This window comes from Rhodohalobacter sp. (assembly GCF_034521535.1).
GTDB lineage: Bacteria > Bacteroidota > Rhodothermia > Balneolales > Balneolaceae > Rhodohalobacter.
The window spans coordinates 140,232-157,424 of sequence record NZ_JAXHMF010000002.1 but is presented as its reverse complement, the minus strand read 5'-3'; the positions used below and the strand labels follow the sequence as shown (position 1 = coordinate 157,424).

Genomic DNA, 17,193 nt, shown 5'->3' with positions numbered 1-17,193 from the left:
GTGTTGGCTTTTGGCGTCTAAATTGCGAAAGCAATTATTATAGAGGTAATAACTTTTTACCTCATACCTTTCAGAGAAACTTCATTCTTATTTTTAACCTAAAGGAGAACATCCTTTTGAGTACTACTATGGAGAAAATCCCATTTACCGACCGCCTTTCATTCGGCAGAATTAAAAATGTAATAGACTATCCTGATTTTTTGGATATTCAGCTCAAGTCATTCAATGAATTTGCACAGCTTGATGTAGCGCCTAATCAAAGAGAAGATAAAGGCCTGCAAAGAATATTCAACGAGAATTTTCCTATTCAGGATACAAGAGAAACACATATACTTGAGTTCCTCTATTACTCTGTCGATACACCTAAATATAATATTAAAGAGTGCCAAGAGCGTGGATTGACGTATGCAATTCCGCTTAAAGCCAGAATGCGTCTTTCTTCTGTTGACGAAACAGATGAAGCATCTGAGACGATTGAGCAGGAAGTATTTCTTGGTGATCTCCCATGGATGACAAACAGAGGGACATTCGTGATTAATGGAGCTGAGCGAGTTATCGTAAGTCAGCTGCATAGATCTCCGGGTGTATTCTTTGGGCAAAATGTGCATCCAAACGGTACTCAACTTTACTCTGCAAGGGTTATACCTTTCAAAGGGTCCTGGATTGAATTTACGAATGATATCCGCGACGTACTTTGGGCATATATCGACAGGAAGAAAAAGATTCCTGCAACTACACTCCTGAGAGCGTTAGGATTTTCAACAGACTTAGAGCTGTTAAGTCTGTTTGAGCTTTCTGAAGAGATCGATTTCGGATCCAAGAAAGCTTATAACGAGAAATTGGTTGGTAAGCGACTCGCAACCGACATCACAACTGAAGTAACAGAAGAGGTTGTTGATGATGAAACCGGTGAGGTAACTGAAGCAACGAATCGTAAGGTTCTGCTTGAGAGAGATCATGAGCTTACCGAAGACGACTACGGCCAGTTTAAAGAAGCCGGCGTCAAGAAGGTTTTAGTTCAAAAAATTAATGCTGAAGAGTCTGAGCGATCTGTAATCATGAATACGCTCAGAAAAGATCCATCACACGATGATGTATCTGCTCTTGGAGAAGTTTATCAGCAAATCAGAACAGGTGAAATGCCTGATCCCGAAACTGCACGACAGGTTCTGGAACGATTATTCTTTAGTGACAAGAAATATGACCTGGGCGAAGTTGGTCGATATAGACTAAATAAACGTCTTAAAGTAGATGTTGACCAGGATATCCACTACCTCACAAAAGAGGATATCGTAGCCATAGTAAAAGAGGTGATTCGCCTTAAAGAGATGAAATCTCAGGTTGATGACATTGACCACCTGAGTAACCGGCGTGTAAGAACTGTTGGTGAGCAACTTGGACAACAATTTGCGATTGGTTTGGCTCGTATGTCTCGCACAATTCGTGAGAGAATGAGCTCCAGAGATGCAGAGCAGCTAACACCGCAGGATCTTGTAAATGCAAGAACTATTTCTAGTGTCATAAACAGTTTCTTTGGTACAAATCAGCTCTCTCAGTTTATGGATCAAACGAATCCGGCGGCTGAGTTGACTCACAAACGACGTATGTCTGCTTTGGGTCCCGGCGGTTTGACGCGAGAAAGAGCCGGTTTTGAGGTTCGTGATGTTCACTATACGCACTACGGCCGACTTTGCCCGATTGAAACACCTGAGGGTCCAAACATTGGTTTGATTACCTCTCTCTGTATTCATGCCAAGGTAAACGACTTTGGGTTTATTGAGACACCTTATCGAAAAGTGAAAGAGGGTGTAGTTTCAAACGAAATTGACTATCTGGCTGCCGAGCAGGAAGACGAAACAGTTATTGCTCAGGCTAACGCTCCTATAGATGATAAAGGGAACTTCGAAAATGAAGCGATATTTTCTCGATTTAGAGATAGTAATGTAGGTTTGGCAAAACCTGAACAGATTGAATACATGGACGTATCTGCAAATCAGATTACATCATTGGCAGCTGCGCTTATTCCATTTATTGAGCATGATGATGCCAACCGTGCATTGATGGGTTCAAACATGCAGCGTCAGGCAGTGCCACTGCTCCGGCCGGAATCTCCTGTTGTTGGAACCGGTCTTGAAAGACGAGCCGCACAGGATTCCCGTGCTATTATCGTTGCAGAAGGAGACGGTGAAGTTGTTTATGTAAGTGGTAAAGAGATTCGAGTTAAGTACAATCGAACAGAATTGGAGGAGAACTGCTTCTTCGATGAAGGAATTAAGTCTTACCACCTGCAGAAATTTGAAAGAAGTAACCAGGATACCACAGTCAATCAAAGACCGGTTGTAAGTGTAGGTGATAAGGTTACGGAAAATCAGGTATTGGCTGATGGCTGTTCAACCGAAAACGGTGAACTCGCGCTTGGCCGAAACATGCTGGTTGCCTTCATGCCTTGGAGAGGTTACAACTTTGAGGATGCGATTGTAATCAGTGAGCGTGTTGTTCAGGAAGATGTGTATACATCCATTCATATTACTGAATTTGAACAGCAAGTTCGTGATACCAAACGTGGTGAAGAAGAGCTGACTCGTGAGATTCCAAACGTCAGTGAAGACGCCACTCGTAATCTTGATGAACAAGGTATCATTCGTATTGGAGCAAAAGTAAATCCAAGCGATATACTCGTGGGTAAGATCACTCCAAAAGGTGAAACAGACCCAACTCCTGAAGAGAAACTTCTTCGGGCCATTTTCGGTGATAAAGCCGGTGATGTGAAAGATGCATCGCTGAAAACACCTCCGGGTGTATCAGGTACTGTAATAGATACGAAGCTATTCAGCCGTAAGCGAGATGAGCAAATTTCCCGTAAAGAAGAGAAGAAACTTGTTGAACAGGAAAATGAGCGACATTCTAAAAAAGTGGCTGAACTGAACGCTAAGTGGGCAGATAAGATGTATAGCCTGCTGCGCGACAAAACTTCTCCGGGCGTTTACAACTACAGCAATGTAGAGCTGATTCCGAAAGGCGAGAAGTATAAAAAATCAGTTTTTGAAGAGTTGGATCCTGTTACAATCAATGAAGATATTGATTGGGCGACCGATGAAAATTTGGTTAAGCATGTGAAGCTTCTGTTCAAAAATTACAGAGATCTTCGAAGAGATATTGAAACCGATGCGAAACGCCGAAAGTATCAAATTCAGGTGGGAGATGAATTGCCACCGGGAATTATTCAAAAGGCTAAAATCTATGTCGCCAAGAAGCGAAAAATTCAGGTCGGTGATAAGATGGCCGGTCGTCACGGTAACAAAGGTGTTATCGCGAAGGTTGTTCCGGTTGAAGATATGCCGTTTATGGAAGATGGAACTCCGGTTGATGTGGTACTGAACCCGTTAGGTGTACCGTCTCGTATGAACCTCGGCCAGATCTACGAAACGATTCTTGGCTGGGCCGGAATGAAGCTTGGAGTGAAATACGCATCCCCAATCTTTGATGGTGCTTCTTATGATCAGGTACAGGCAGAGCTTAATAAAGCGGGACTTCCTGAAGATGGCCGGCTCTACCTATATGATGGTAGAAGCGGTGAACGACTTGATCAGCAGACAACTGTAGGATACATGTACATGCTTAAACTTAATCACTTGATTGAAGATAAGATGCATGCCCGTTCTATTGGACCATACTCATTGATTACTCAGCAGCCACTCGGTGGTAAAGCACAGTTTGGTGGACAGCGACTGGGTGAAATGGAGGTATGGGCACTTTACGCATACGGTGCTTCCAGTATTCTGAAAGAAATGCTCACTGTTAAGAGTGATGATGTGAAAGGACGATCCAAGGTGTACGAAGCTATTGTGAAGGGCGAAAACCTCCCTGAAGGCGATATACCTGAATCGTTCAAAGTATTACTGCGTGAATTGATGGGTCTTGGACTCGAAATTCACATAGACTAACGATTGTTCTGTTTAATAAATCAAATTGGGAGGATTACCCTTGCCGTCGACAAAAACATTAACTGTTACTAAAGACTTCTCTAATATCGGAATTTCTCTGGCTTCTGCCGAGACGATTTTATCCCGATCACACGGAGAAGTTCTGACACCGGAAACGATAAATTACAGAACATTCAAACCGGAAATGGACGGTCTTTTCTGCGAAAAGATCTTCGGACCGGTTAAAGATTATGAATGCCACTGTGGAAAATATAAGCGCATCCGTTACAAAGGAATCATTTGTGACCGTTGCGGTGTGGAAGTGACCCGAAAAGCCGTTCGTAGAGAACGTATGGGACATATTACACTTACAGTGCCTGTGGTACATATTTGGTACTTTAAATCTCTGCCAAGCAAGATTGCATATCTGCTTGGATACTCTTCCAAAAACCTTGAAAGAATTGTTTACTACGAAACATTTGTAGTGATCAATCCCGGGCTTGCCCGTGATCTTGGATATAAACGAGGAGACCTGATCTCAGAAGAGGAGAAGTATGATATTCTGGATCAGCTTCCTGAAGATCACAACGAGCTTGACGATGAGGATGAAGATAAGTTCATCGTTAACGATGGTGCAGAAGCTGTTCAGGCACTTCTTACGGATATGGATCTGGACGGATTGGCGTATCAGCTCCGCTACGAAGTGAAGAATGAAACTTCACAGATGCGTAAAAAGAAGAAACTGAAGAGACTGCAGGTTATTGAGTCTTTCAGAGCTGCAAATCAACACACGCAGAACAATCCTGAGTGGATGGTTCAAAGCGTAATTCCTGTGATTCCACCTGAATTGCGTCCGTTGGTACCACTTGAAGGTGGACGATTTGCGACATCTGATTTGAATGACTTGTACAGACGTGTGATTATTCGAAATAATCGTCTGAAGCGTCTTATTGATATTAAAGCTCCTGACGTAATTCTCAGAAATGAGAAGCGAATGTTGCAGGAAGCTGTTGATTCTCTTTATGATAACTCAAGAAAATCAAACGCTGTAAGAAATAACAATCGTCCGCTGAAATCGCTCAGCGACATGCTGAAAGGTAAGAGCGGCCGATTCCGTCAGAACCTTCTCGGAAAGCGTGTTGACTACTCCGGACGTTCCGTTATTGTAGTAGGCGCCGACCTGAAGATGCACGAGTGTGGTCTTCCAAAAGAGATGGCCGTTGAGTTGTATAAACCATTTGTTATTCGCCGCCTTATTGAACGAGGTTATGTGAAGACAGTGAAAAGTGCGAAAAAAGTAGTTGATCGACGCGATCAGGTAGTTTGGGAAGTACTTGAAAATGTAATTGACGGACACCCTGTAATGCTGAACCGTGCACCAACACTGCACAGGTTGGGTATCCAGGCATATCAGCCGGTTCTGATTGAAGACAAAGCTATTCGACTCCATCCGCTTTCATGTACGGCGTTCAACGCTGACTTTGACGGTGACCAGATGGCGGTTCACCTTCCTTTGAGTCACGATGCAGTTCTTGAGGCTTCTATCTTGATGCTTGGTTCTCATAATATTTTGAGTCCGGCAAATGGTGGCCCGATTGCAGTACCGTCACAGGATATGATTTTGGGTATTTATTATACCACCAAGATGGGCAGCGGTAAAAAAGGTGAAGGAAAAACATTTGCCAGCACTGACGAAGTGGTTATTGCTTACGATCAGGGTAAGATTGAAACCCATGCCAAGATCAACGTTCGAATTCCTAAAGTGAATGAGAATGGTGAAGTTGAGCATGAGATCATCAAAACTACTACCGGTCGGGTTCTTTTCAACAAGATTGTACCCGAAGAGGTTGAATTCATCAACAAAACACTTGGTAAGAAAGAACTTCGTGTACTGATTGGTGAAATCCACAGTGAAGTTGGTACGGTTAAAACTGCTGAGTTTCTCGATAAGATGAAACAGATGGGTTTTGAGCGCGCTACTACCGGTGGTCTGTCTTTCAGTCTTGAGGATATTATTATCCCTGATGAGAAATTCAAATTGATCCAAAAAGCTCAGGACGAAGTTTCTGAAATTCAGGATCGTTATGAAATGGGTTTCATTACTGATAATGAGCGTTACAACCAAGTAATTGACAAGTGGACAGGAACCACAAACCGTGTTTCTGAAACTCTGTTCAAGAGTTTAGCTGAAGATAAAGATGGTTTCAACTCTATCTTTATGATGGCTGATTCAGGTGCTCGTGGTTCGAAAGAGCAGATACGACAGCTGGGTGGTATGCGTGGATTGATGGCTAAGCCTCAGAAAAGCTCCATGCAGCAGGGTAATGAGGTTATTGAAAATCCAATTCTGTCCTCGTTCCGTGAAGGTCTTACCGTACTTGAGTACTTTATATCTACTCACGGTGCTCGTAAAGGTCTTGCCGATACAGCTCTGAAAACTGCTGATGCGGGTTACCTTACAAGAAGACTTGTTGATGTGTCTCAGGACATTATTATCAACGAGCAGGATTGTGGTACTCTGCGAGGTATTAAAATGCAGGCGCTCAAGGATAACGAAGATGTTATTGAAAGCCTTGAGGATCGTATTATTGGACGTGTTTCTATGCACGAACTCAGAGATCCGATTTCAGATGAAGTTCTCTGCGAATCAAACCAATTGATTACGGAAAAAATAGCGAAGAAAATCGCTGAAACTTCTATTGAAGAGGTTGAAATCCGATCCGTACTGACGTGCGAAACCGAAAGAGGTGTTTGTGCGAAATGTTATGGACGTGACATGGCACGAAACAGCATCGTCCAGGTTGGTGAAGCTGTAGGTGTAATTGCTGCTCAATCCATTGGAGAACCGGGTACACAGCTTACGCTTCGTACATTCCACGTGGGTGGTACGGCTTCTCGTATGGAGGCAGACTCACAGCACAAAGCGAAGTTTGACGGTAAGATTGAATTTGAAAATGTACGAGTCGTTGAATACGACGACGGTGAAGAGATTCACAACGTTGTATTGAGTCGTGCAGGTGAGATGAAAATTGTAGGTGAAGATGGAAAAATCCTGAATACCTATAATGTTCCTTACGGTTCTGAAATGATGGTTGAAGAAGGTGAAAAAGTGTTGAAAGGAATGCCACTTTGTAAGTGGGACCCTTACAATGCCTTGATCTTCAGTGAACTCGACGGTAAAGTTGAGTATAAAGACATCATTGAAGAGATCACCTATACAGCGGATACTGATGCTCAAACCGGTCACCGTGAGAAGGTAATTATCGATTCTAAAGACAGATCCTTGATTCCAACTCTGGTAATTAAAGGTAAGGATGATAGAATCCGGGAAAACACACTTCCTGTCGAAACCCATATTGTAGTAGACGACGGTGAGAAAGTTCAGGCCGGTCAGATTTTAGCGAAAATTCCAAGATCTGCATCTAAGTCGAAAGATATTACAGCGGGTCTTCCACGTATTACCGAACTCTTCGAAGCCAGATCACCAAGTGATCCTGCAGCCGTTACTGAAATTGACGGTATTGTGAGAATGGGCGGACGTAAGAGAGGCTCTCAGGAAGTAATTGTTGAGAGTAAAGACGGAACGGACGAGAAGAAATATCTTATCTCGCTATCTAAGCACATTCTTGTTCAGGAAAATGATTTTGTAAAAGCCGGTCAGGCTCTGTCTGACGGTACAATTCCTGCACAGGAGATCTTAAATATCTTAGGTCCATTCGCGGTACAGTCTTACCTGGTGAATGAGATTCAGGAAGTTTATCGTCTGCAAGGTGTGAAGATTAATGACAAGCACGTTGAAGTGATTGTTCGCACCATGATGCAGAAGGTTGAAGTTCTCGACCCCGGTGATACAATGTACCTGGAAGGTGACAAAGTTGACCGATTTGAGCTCAACAATCGAAATGATGAGCTGATCGGTAAATATGTTGTAACCGATCCGGGTGGAAGTGAACTGAAGAAAGGAGCAATTCTTGACCGACGTCAGGTTCGTGAAGCAAACAACGAACTGATTAAAGACGGTAAGGATGAACTCCAGACCAGAGAAGCAGAGCCGGCAATTTCCAAGCCAATACTGTTAGGAATTACGCGAGCTTCACTTTCGACCGAAAGCTGGTTGTCAGCCGCTTCATTCCAGGAAACAACAAAAGTTCTTACACAGGCTTCCATCGAAGCGAAAAAAGATATGCTTCGCGGCCTGAAAGAGAATGTAATTGTTGGTCACAAAGTACCTGCGGGTACCGGACTCCTCAAATACGACGAACTCATTGTTGGTTCCAAAGCCGACTATGATGAAGGCGATGAGGAGGTGCAAAAAGTGTTTGAAACACTGGGCGCCGACAATCCTGAAGAGGAAGAAGACTAAAAGAAATAAAAAAGCCCTGATGAAAATCAGGGCTTTTTTTGTTTAAAGAAGTATGTAAAGTCGCTTATTTCTTTTCGATATTATCGAGAAGACTTTCAGCTTCTTTGATTAAATCATCTGCTCGTTTTTTAGCGTCAGAAACAACATCATCTCCTTTTTGCTTTGCATCGGAGGCGATTTTTTCCCGTTCACTTTTAAGCTCGCTGATTAATTTATTTAGTTCATCAGCATAGTTGCTGACCTGATACGATAATTTTCCTCGGGTGTTTGAACCGGAATCGGGAGCATATAACAATGCTACTGCAGATCCAACCAATGCACCGGTTAATAAACCAAGGGTAAAACCTTTTCCTGAATTACTCATAACTTTTCAATTTCTATTAGAATTTCTATTAAAATAGCAAAATGTTGATGTTCTATAAACTGTTTTGCTGTACGATTTTATAACATTCTTTATATTAATTAAAACAATTATCCTTTAACAAAATTCCCCTATGAAATTTTTTATAGACACAGCCGACCTCGATGAAATAATGGAAGCCAATGATTTAGGTGTTCTTGACGGTGTAACGACTAACCCGAGCCTATGTGCAAAAATAGGCGTTAGCGATTTTGAAGGTCATATTGCCAAAATCTGCGGCATTGTTGAGGGTGATGTGTCAGCTGAGGTTATTTCTACTGAATATGATGAGATTATAGAAGAGGGCCGGAATATTGCTTCTATTGCAGATAATGTTGTAGTGAAGGTACCACTGATAAAAGACGGAATTAAAGCAATTAAAACATTCAGTGAGGAAGGTATCAAGACTAATTGCACACTCTGTTTTTCTGCCTCTCAGGCCCTCATCGCGGCTAAGGCAGGGGCTACGTACATTTCGCCATTTATAGGCCGTCTGGATGATATCTCGAGCGAAGGAATGGATCTGATTGCAGACATTCGCCTGGTATACGATAACTATGGATTTGATACAGAAATTCTAGCGGCAAGCATTCGTCATCCGATGCATCTGCTTGAAAGTGCTCGACTGGGAGCTGATGTTGCGACAATGCCACTGAAGGTGATCGATCAACTCTTGAAACATCCACTTACAGATATCGGACTTGAGAAGTTTTTAGCCGATTGGGATGAACTACAGAAATCACTTAAGTGATAGATTTTTTAAAAATATTGATCTTTAAAGTTCAGTTAGATCAAAAATCTTTTTAACTATCCTAAAAAGTCTCCCCTAAAAAGAGGAGACTTTGAGGGGTGTTAAGTTGTTTTTCTATGTTTGAGTAAATCAAATCTTCAATATCTGAATGAAGTATTACAGCGATTATAGCCTTTATCAGTGAGATCCCTCCATGCGTTCGCTTCGCTTGCCTTTGCTAAAGCTTCGGCAGTCAAGCTCTCTTAGTCGGGACGACAAGACCATTTTGGATAAGGCAGCAGCGGGCATAACTGGCTGTGTTTGGGAAAAGGTTGGAAGCTGCCCGCTGCCAATTCCCATGTAGAGCCTGTCATTCCGACCGCAAACCCCGACTGCTTTTTTTGTCGGGGTTGCAGTGGAGGAATCTCCGGAAAATTATTTAAGATTTACTTAGCTAATAATCTTTAAACAAATTTGTTTACATACGGTAGCCTAATAAGGGGCTCCGAGCGTTCTTCTTTTATCCCACGAAGCTATAGCGAGTGATAGCGACACGTGAAATGAAATTTAGAGGGGTGTCAAATTGATTCTCTATTTTTGAATAAATCAACTCTTCATTATTCCTTTCTCAGTCTTAACCCTCTTCAATTAAATCTTCGGCAATCTTTGCGGACGAGAGTACGCCCGGCAGTCCAGCTCCGGGATGGGTACCGGCTCCAACAAAATAGAGATCATCTACGTCTTCACTTCTGTTGTGTGGCCTGAACCATGCAGATTGCGTTAGAATCGGTTCTACGGAAAATGCGGAACCCTTAAAGCTATTCAGATCATTTTGGAAGTGAAGTGGATCAATGTAGTGCTCGGCTACAATGTTTTCCTGTAGATCCGGCAGATAGTTATCCTCCAAAAACTGCATGATTGCATCACGATACTTTGGAGCCATCTCATTCCAGTCAACATCCCCATCTAAATGGGGAACAGGTGAAAGCACATAAAATGCTTCATGACCTTCCGGAGCCATGGATGGATCTGTTTTAGTAGGCATGTGCAGATACAAAGAGAAATCATCAGAGAGTTTTTTCTTGCGGAAGATGTCTTCCAGTAAGCCCTTGTACCGCTCGCTTAAAATGATATTGTGGTGCTCGAGGTTGGTGTCGTTGTAGCGTTTTTTCGTGCCAAAATAGATCACAAAAAGTGACATACTGTACTTCGTGCGCTCAATTTTTCGATCGGTGTATTTTTTGCGATGTTTTTTGTCGATCAGGTTTTTATACGTGAAAGCAACATCTGCATTGCTTACCACGATATCGGCGTTATGGACGGTGCCATCTTTTAACCGGATTCCTTTTGCCTCTCCATTTTCCACCAATATTTCATCAATTTCGGAGTTGAGATGGATTTCTCCTCCCTGCTCTTCGATCAATTTTACCAGACCGTTTACGATGGATCCTGTTCCGCCCATTGCGTAATGAACTCCCCACTCGCGCTCCAGGTAGTGGATCATCGAGTAAATGGAAGTAGTGTCAAAAGGGTTTCCACCAACCAGAAGCGGGTGAAAAGAAAATGCGCGTCTCAGAAAATCATCTTCGATAAATTGTGAGACATATTTGTAAACTGATTTATGTGACTGCAGCTTGATGAGATCGGGAGCCACTTTCAGCATGTCGGTAAATTTCAGGAAAGGCTTATCTGCCAGCTCAACAAATCCCTTTTCAAAAATAGGCTTTGTTGTTTTGATAAACTCTCCGTAGCCCTTTTTGTCAGATGGATTTCTCTTATCGATTTCTGACAAAATAAATTCGTGATCATTATTATAGTCGAACGGTTCTCCGTGATGGTCAAAAATTCTGTAGAATGGATCACAAGGAACGAGTTCAAAATAATCTTCACGCTTTTTGCCGGCGGCTTCATAGATGTCATCAAACATAAACGGAGCGGTAATAACGGTAGGTCCTCCATCAAATTTGAAGCCATTTATTTCGTATACATATGCCCGCCCACCGGGTTTATCTCTTTTTTCAAATACTTTAACGTTGTGTCCCTTTGATAATAGCCTGGAAGCTGTGGCAAGCCCGCCAAATCCACTCCCAATAACGATGATATCTTTTTTCATATAAATTGATTTTGAGTTATGGCATGTTAACCCTATTGATGGAAAAATCAATCCATAAAATGGGTACAAATTTAACCCGGATTATTCACCAAGAAATTTAAGTGTGAACAAGGCGAAGTGGGAATGGTGACGGAAGGGTACTGAGGTACCCTGAGTAAACTATTTTCAATTCAACGCCGTACACAGTAAAATTTTGCTGAAACAATTTAAGCCCAAATTTGGGAAACGTGATAAAACATATAAATATCATTAATATCAACAGTATAACACTTTTTAATATGCTCTATCGTGAATTATTCGGGTTAATTCTGTGTCTGTTTCACAAAACCATCAAAACCTTGCCTTTTCAACCGTTGCATGGTGGTACGCGCTTCTTCCGGTTTATCGTAAGTACCGTAGTAAATTCTGTATACAGTGTTACCTGCTACAGGAACAGTCTCTATTCTTGCACCGGATATCTGTTTTAGAAAATTTTCAGCTTCGCTACGGGTTTGGAAAGATGCCAGCTGAACTGTAAAAGTTTCTATACTTCCCATGTTTTGATCGGATAGGGGACGGTCTCCTTCCTCCACCAGAAAGATCTCTACGTTTGCGGTTCCCGCATCAATCATGTCAATTTCCCGGGCTGCTTTACGGGACAGATCGATAATTCTGTTGTGAGCGTATGGTCCCCTGTCGTTAATTCTGACAATTACAGTTTTGCCATTGACTTTATTTTCAACCTGAACGACCGTGTTAAACGGAAGACTGCGATGAGCAGCTGTTAAACCATCCATGTTGTAGGTTTCTCCGTTCGCTGTAAGCTTTCCGTGGAAGTTTGGACCATACCAGCTGGCTACACCGGATTCAATTACAGCACCGGGAGAAAAATCAGAGTAATCGGCCCGATCGGGCGCAGAGCTCTTTCGGGTAATTCCACAAGAAGAAATAAATAATACCGCAAAAGAGAGTAGCAGTAGCTGTTTAAAAACCCGGTACATGCTTTGGTTGATTAATTAATATGGATTTCGAGATGGAAGAAATTAGCAATTTAAACGCTTAAGAAAAATCCGGTAAAAGAAAGTTCATGCTCTAAAGAATTACCGTTTTATTATATTCATGGTTTCTTTCAAAACTGAGATTATTTATGACGGTTACTCTAACACTTATTGCAGTCACAGGTTTCATATCAATTATCGCTTTATATATAAACCCAAAAGTAATGGATTTGGGAATGCTCAGGCCTTACAGAACCGTAAGGGACGGAACTTGGTATGAAGTGATCACATCAGGTTTTTTACATGCCGGAATAGGGCATCTGTTGGTAAATATGTTTGTACTCTTCTTTTTTGGTGTTGTGATAGAGCAGACAATTGGCACATATCACTATCTCGCTCTCTATTTTTCCGGTTTGGTATTTTCTGCAATTCCCTCATTGGTGCGCCATCGGGAAAATCCAAACTACGCTACACTTGGAGCTTCCGGTGCCGTTGAAAGTGTTCTGTTCGGTTTTATATTTCTCTATCCGACAGAAAAAATTGTCATTATTCTATTGCCCATTCCAATACCCGCCTGGATTTTTGGGATTCTATTTTTGCTCTACAGCGTGTTTGAAAGTAAACGGGAGGGAGGAAATGTGAATCATGAAGCCCATATAGCCGGTGCAATCTGGGGAATTCTTTATATGATATTTTTTATACCCAACAGTGTAGATCACATTCTTACACTTTTCGGGCTGATATAGAATCAATAAATATTACATCGGATGACGCCACATGTCATCCGATGAATATTTAAATCAGGTTATCCATTCTTTGTTTTAAAGTCGCTCATGAAATCAACGAGGGCTTTAACACTCTCCATTTCACATGCGTTGTAGATACTGGCTCTTACACCGCCTACACTTCTGTGCCCTTTCAGATTCATGAGATTTTGAGAAGCTGCTTCAGTGATAAATTTCTTCTCGAGTTCTTCTGAGGGTAATCTAAAGGTAACATTCATTTTGGAACGGGCATCCTTCTCCACAGTTCCTCTGTAAAATTCATCCTGATCAATTTCCGAATAGATCAGATCAGATTTTTGATTGCTAAATTTTTCAAAGTAAGATAGACCGCCCTTTTCCTGAATCCACTCCAGAACATAGTTGACCATGTAAACCGCAAAAACGGGTGGAGTATTGAAAAGTTTTTCCACGTGGGTTTTATAGTTCAGGATGGTTGGGATAGCTTCGGGTCGCTGTTTTTCCAAAAATGATTTTCGGATCATCACAACTGTAACACCTGCCGGCCCTACATTTTTTTGTGCTCCCGCATAGATCAGGCCATATTTTTCCAGGTCGAGGGGGCGGGATAAAAAGTCGGATGAAGCATCACACACCAGCGGAGCATTACTTTTCGGCTCTGAAGGAAACTGTGTTCCTGCCACAGTGTTGTTACTTGTAAAGTGAGTGTAGATTGCACCATCTGCAAAACTAAGCTCATCGTTCGTTGGAATATGGCTGTATGCGCCTTCTTTTCCTGAGAATGATGTGTGTACTTTACCATAAAGTTTAGCCTCTTTAATCGCCTTTGCAGACCATGTTCCGGTATCGATATAATTTGCGATACGTTCTGTATTCAGGAAATTGTGGGGCGCCATCATAAATTGGCTGCTTGCACCTCCCTGCAGAAATAAAATTTCCCAGTCATCATCGGCACCGGTAATTTCTTTTAGTCTTTCAACCGCCTGACGGTTAACCTCGGTATATTCAGGGCTTCGATGACTCATTTCTATGATAGAGGCACCTTTTCCTTTATAATCGATCAGTTCATTTTGCACCTTTTCTAAAACTGATAAAGGAAGTGTTGCCGGACCAGCGCTAAAATTGTGTACTCTTTTCATAATGGTATTATTTTTTAAAATGTGTGTACGATTAAACCGGATTTAATTTTTGGCTCAAACCAGGTAGATTTTGGTGGCATAAGTTCACCGGCATCAGAAACATCCAAAAGCTCCTGAATATCTGTTGGATACATGCTGATTGCCAAATCGTATTTGCCCGCATCAACAAGTTTTTCGAGCTCTTTTGTGCCCCTGATTCCGCCGACAAAACTGATGTTTTTATCAGTTCTGGGATTTTCGATACCAAATTCAGGGTTTAAAAACCCATCCTGCAGGCGAGCTACATCGAGCGATGATGAGATACTCTCTGATGATGCATCAGGCAGATTCATGCTCCACCACTTACCGGAGTAGTAGATAGAGATTGTGCCTTTCTCGGCGGGTGACTTTTGGTCGGTTTGAGTCAGATTAAACTTCTTTTCAATTTCGTTAAACTTCTTTTCAGAAACAGATTTGATTACCCTGTTGTAGGGCAGGATTTTCATTTGAGACATTGGGAAAAGAACAACCGGAAAGTATTCAAATTCTGCTTCTCCCGGGAATACATTCCTCTCATTCCGAAGCTGTTCCGCAACTCTGGACGCACTCTTACATCGATGGTGACCATCTGCAATATATAAGTGCTCAATTTCAGAAAAACCTTTTACGAAATCAGCGGTGGTATAGGTCTTCCATATCCTGTGAACAACGCCTCCTTCACCTTTATGTTCGATATAGGGTGGATTTGTGAGCGTTATTTTTTCGATTTGGAATGAGACATCTTCAGAATCACGATAGGTAAGCATAACCGGTTCAGCATGAGCCTCCTGCGTGAGAATGTGTTTGGTTCTGTCGTCCTCTTTATCAGGACGGGTCAACTCATGTTTTAAAATAGTATCGTCATCATAGTCTTGAACAGAGGCGCAGGTAAATACACCGGTTTGAGTATGATTTTCAGTCTCCATCTGATAAATATAAACCGCAGGCTTTTCATCTTGTTCAAAAAGCTTAGACTTTAAAAGCGATTTTAAATTCTCAGCTCCTTTTTTATATACGCGATCATCGTTAAAAGGTGTATCCTCAGGGAGATCTATTTCGGGCCGTATAACGTGTAAATAGCTGTTAGGTTTTCCTTTGGCAAGCTCTATAGCTTCTTCAGTGTTTATGACATCATATGGGACACATGCAATTTCATCAGCATGCTCCGGCTTGGGAAGCCATCCCTTGAAGGGTTGAATAGTAGCCATTTAGTCTTTTGTTTTTGTATTTTCAGGTTCATATAAGTATACAAACTCTTTACGTTTTCATCGCATTGAATTTAAATAAGAACGAACCAATAATTATGAGTAAAGAAAATGAAAAAACACCGGAAAATCTAAGTCCGGAACAGCAGCAACAACTACTTTTTGTAATGCTTATTCAGCAGCATCAGCAAATTGCTATGATGGGTATGGGTAAGATTCAGAATCCGCAGACCGAAAAAATTGAAAGGGATTTGAGCTCTGCAAAATTCGCGATTGACACTTTAAACATGCTGCAACAGTTTACGAAAGGAAATCTGCCTAAAGAGGTGAGTGAATACCTGGAGCAAACCCTCACTAATCTTCGATTGAATTACGCAGACGAGAAGAAGAAAGGTGACGGAGAAGAGGACAAGAAATCTAAGAATTAATATTTTGAAGATTATTAAGGCTGGCGGGGGTGTGCTTTACAATAAAGAAAATTCACCCCCAACTATTTTATTGATAAAAAGAAACGGTGTCTGGGATCTTCCCAAAGGAAAACTGGAAGATGGAGAGTCTATTGAGGAGTGTTCGGCAAGAGAAGTGGCAGAAGAAGTAGGTGTTCCTTTACCAGCTATTCATGAGTTTCTTTGTGAGACATATCACGAGTATGAAATGAATGGAGAGAAAATTGGCAAGAAAACCTACTGGTTTTCAATGGAAGCAACTCAGATAAAAGATTTAACACCACAAAAAGAAGAGGGGATTACAGACCTGGAGTGGGTTGAACCATTCGAAGCTTTAAATAGGGTGGGTTATCAGAATTTAGTGGATGTGATAAAAACCTTTGTAGAAAAATAGTCTGCAGAAAATAAAAAAAGCGTTTCAGAAGTTAATCCAAAACGCTTTTAAAATGTTGTTAGTAAAGAGTATTAGTTTTGTAGCCTGAAGAAAATCGGCAAACTATACTGTACTCTAACCGGACGTCCGCGCTGCATGCCCGGCTTGAATTCTGCCTGACTTACAACTCTTAAAGCTTCCTCGTCAGCACCACCGCCAATTCCACGAATGACACGTGGGTTTTCAACCTGACCCTGTTCGTTTACAATAAACTGAATGTAAACACGTCCTTCAATACCTGCACGTCTTGCCATTTCAGGATAATTTATTTTCCTCTGAAGTTCACCAAGGCCACCAATCAATTCCGGCATTTCCTCTACAACAACGAAGAAATCTTCTTCCTCTTCTTCTTCAGCCGGTGGAGGTGGTGGTGGAGCACTCAAAGCTCCGCCTAAATCAAGATCAGCAGAGATGTTTATTTCAACGTCTTCAATGATCTCATCGTTAGGAACTTCAACAGGTACCGGAGGTCTTGGTGGTGGAGGAGGTGTTTCAATTTGACGTGTTTGAATAATTTCTTCCATCTCCACAACTTCCTGTTCGTCCATTGTGTACTCTTCTGGATTTTCACTGGTTAAATCAATTCGTACAGCGATAATAAAAATTACCAGTGCAGCCAACAGACCTAACTCCCAAAATACTGTATAGTAATTTCGTAAGTCAGCATCCGGTTTTTTTCGTTCAATCATTGTTTAAGGGGTTT

Annotated in this window: 12 protein-coding genes; 6 read left to right on the top strand and 6 right to left on the bottom strand. The window is 41.8% G+C overall.

Features of this window, described 5'->3' with window-relative positions; genetic code table 11:
• Positions 1-128 precede the first annotated feature (128 nt).
• A complete protein-coding gene (gene rpoB / locus U5K35_RS02945) occupies positions 129-3,944 on the top strand; it encodes a DNA-directed RNA polymerase subunit beta (RefSeq protein ID WP_416221586.1) in 3,816 nt (1,271 codons plus the stop codon).
• Between the two features lie 40 nt (positions 3,945-3,984).
• Complete coding sequence (gene rpoC / locus U5K35_RS02940; RefSeq protein ID WP_322569989.1) at positions 3,985-8,286, top strand: DNA-directed RNA polymerase subunit beta'; 4,302 nt, start codon at positions 3,985-3,987, stop codon at positions 8,284-8,286.
• Positions 8,287-8,350: 64 nt separating this feature from the next.
• Here rpoC and U5K35_RS02935 read toward each other — a convergent pair whose 3' ends face one another.
• Entirely contained in the window at positions 8,351-8,650 is a 300-nt protein-coding gene (locus tag U5K35_RS02935) for a YtxH domain-containing protein (RefSeq protein WP_322569988.1), read from the bottom strand.
• Positions 8,651-8,780: 130 nt separating this feature from the next.
• On the opposite strand from U5K35_RS02935, the gene fsa reads away from it, so the two are divergent.
• Positions 8,781-9,437 (top strand): fructose-6-phosphate aldolase, encoded by a 657-nt coding sequence (fsa, locus tag U5K35_RS02930; RefSeq protein WP_322569987.1) that lies wholly within the window; start codon positions 8,781-8,783, stop codon positions 9,435-9,437.
• A 613-nt stretch (positions 9,438-10,050) separates the two neighbouring features.
• On the opposite strand, the gene U5K35_RS02925 is transcribed toward fsa, so the two are convergent.
• Both U5K35_RS02925 and U5K35_RS02920 read right to left on the bottom strand, forming a co-directional pair.
• A complete protein-coding gene (locus tag U5K35_RS02925; protein WP_322569986.1) occupies positions 10,051-11,529 on the bottom strand; it encodes a phytoene desaturase in 1,479 nt (492 codons plus the stop codon).
• 302 nt (positions 11,530-11,831) lie between these two features.
• Positions 11,832-12,509, bottom strand: a complete 678-nt coding sequence (locus U5K35_RS02920) for a septal ring lytic transglycosylase RlpA family protein (protein ID WP_322569985.1) — start codon at positions 12,507-12,509, stop codon at positions 11,832-11,834.
• Positions 12,510-12,655: 146 nt separating this feature from the next.
• Here U5K35_RS02920 and U5K35_RS02915 point away from each other — a divergent pair, with 146 nt between their 5' ends.
• Entirely contained in the window at positions 12,656-13,252 is a 597-nt protein-coding gene (locus U5K35_RS02915; RefSeq protein ID WP_322569984.1) for a rhomboid family intramembrane serine protease, read from the top strand.
• Between the two features lie 59 nt (positions 13,253-13,311).
• Here U5K35_RS02915 and serC read toward each other — a convergent pair whose 3' ends face one another.
• On the bottom strand, positions 13,312-14,388 hold the full coding sequence (gene serC / locus U5K35_RS02910; protein WP_322569983.1) for a 3-phosphoserine/phosphohydroxythreonine transaminase: 1,077 nt from the start codon (positions 14,386-14,388) through the stop codon (positions 13,312-13,314).
• 14 nt (positions 14,389-14,402) lie between these two features.
• Positions 14,403-15,614, bottom strand: a complete 1,212-nt coding sequence (locus tag U5K35_RS02905) for a DUF1015 domain-containing protein (RefSeq protein WP_322569982.1) — start codon at positions 15,612-15,614, stop codon at positions 14,403-14,405.
• A 95-nt stretch (positions 15,615-15,709) separates the two neighbouring features.
• On the opposite strand from U5K35_RS02905, the gene U5K35_RS02900 reads away from it, so the two are divergent.
• Both U5K35_RS02900 and U5K35_RS02895 read left to right on the top strand, forming a co-directional pair.
• Positions 15,710-16,039, top strand: coding sequence for a DUF1844 domain-containing protein (locus tag U5K35_RS02900; protein WP_322569981.1), 330 nt, complete (start codon positions 15,710-15,712; stop codon positions 16,037-16,039).
• A 4-nt stretch (positions 16,040-16,043) separates the two neighbouring features.
• Positions 16,044-16,451: an NUDIX hydrolase gene (locus U5K35_RS02895; RefSeq protein WP_322569980.1), complete on the top strand. Its 408-nt coding sequence runs from the start codon at positions 16,044-16,046 to the stop codon at positions 16,449-16,451.
• A 71-nt stretch (positions 16,452-16,522) separates the two neighbouring features.
• Here U5K35_RS02895 and U5K35_RS02890 read toward each other — a convergent pair whose 3' ends face one another.
• A complete protein-coding gene (locus U5K35_RS02890; RefSeq protein ID WP_322569979.1) occupies positions 16,523-17,179 on the bottom strand; it encodes a TonB family protein in 657 nt (218 codons plus the stop codon).
• Positions 17,180-17,193: the final 14 nt, after the last annotated feature.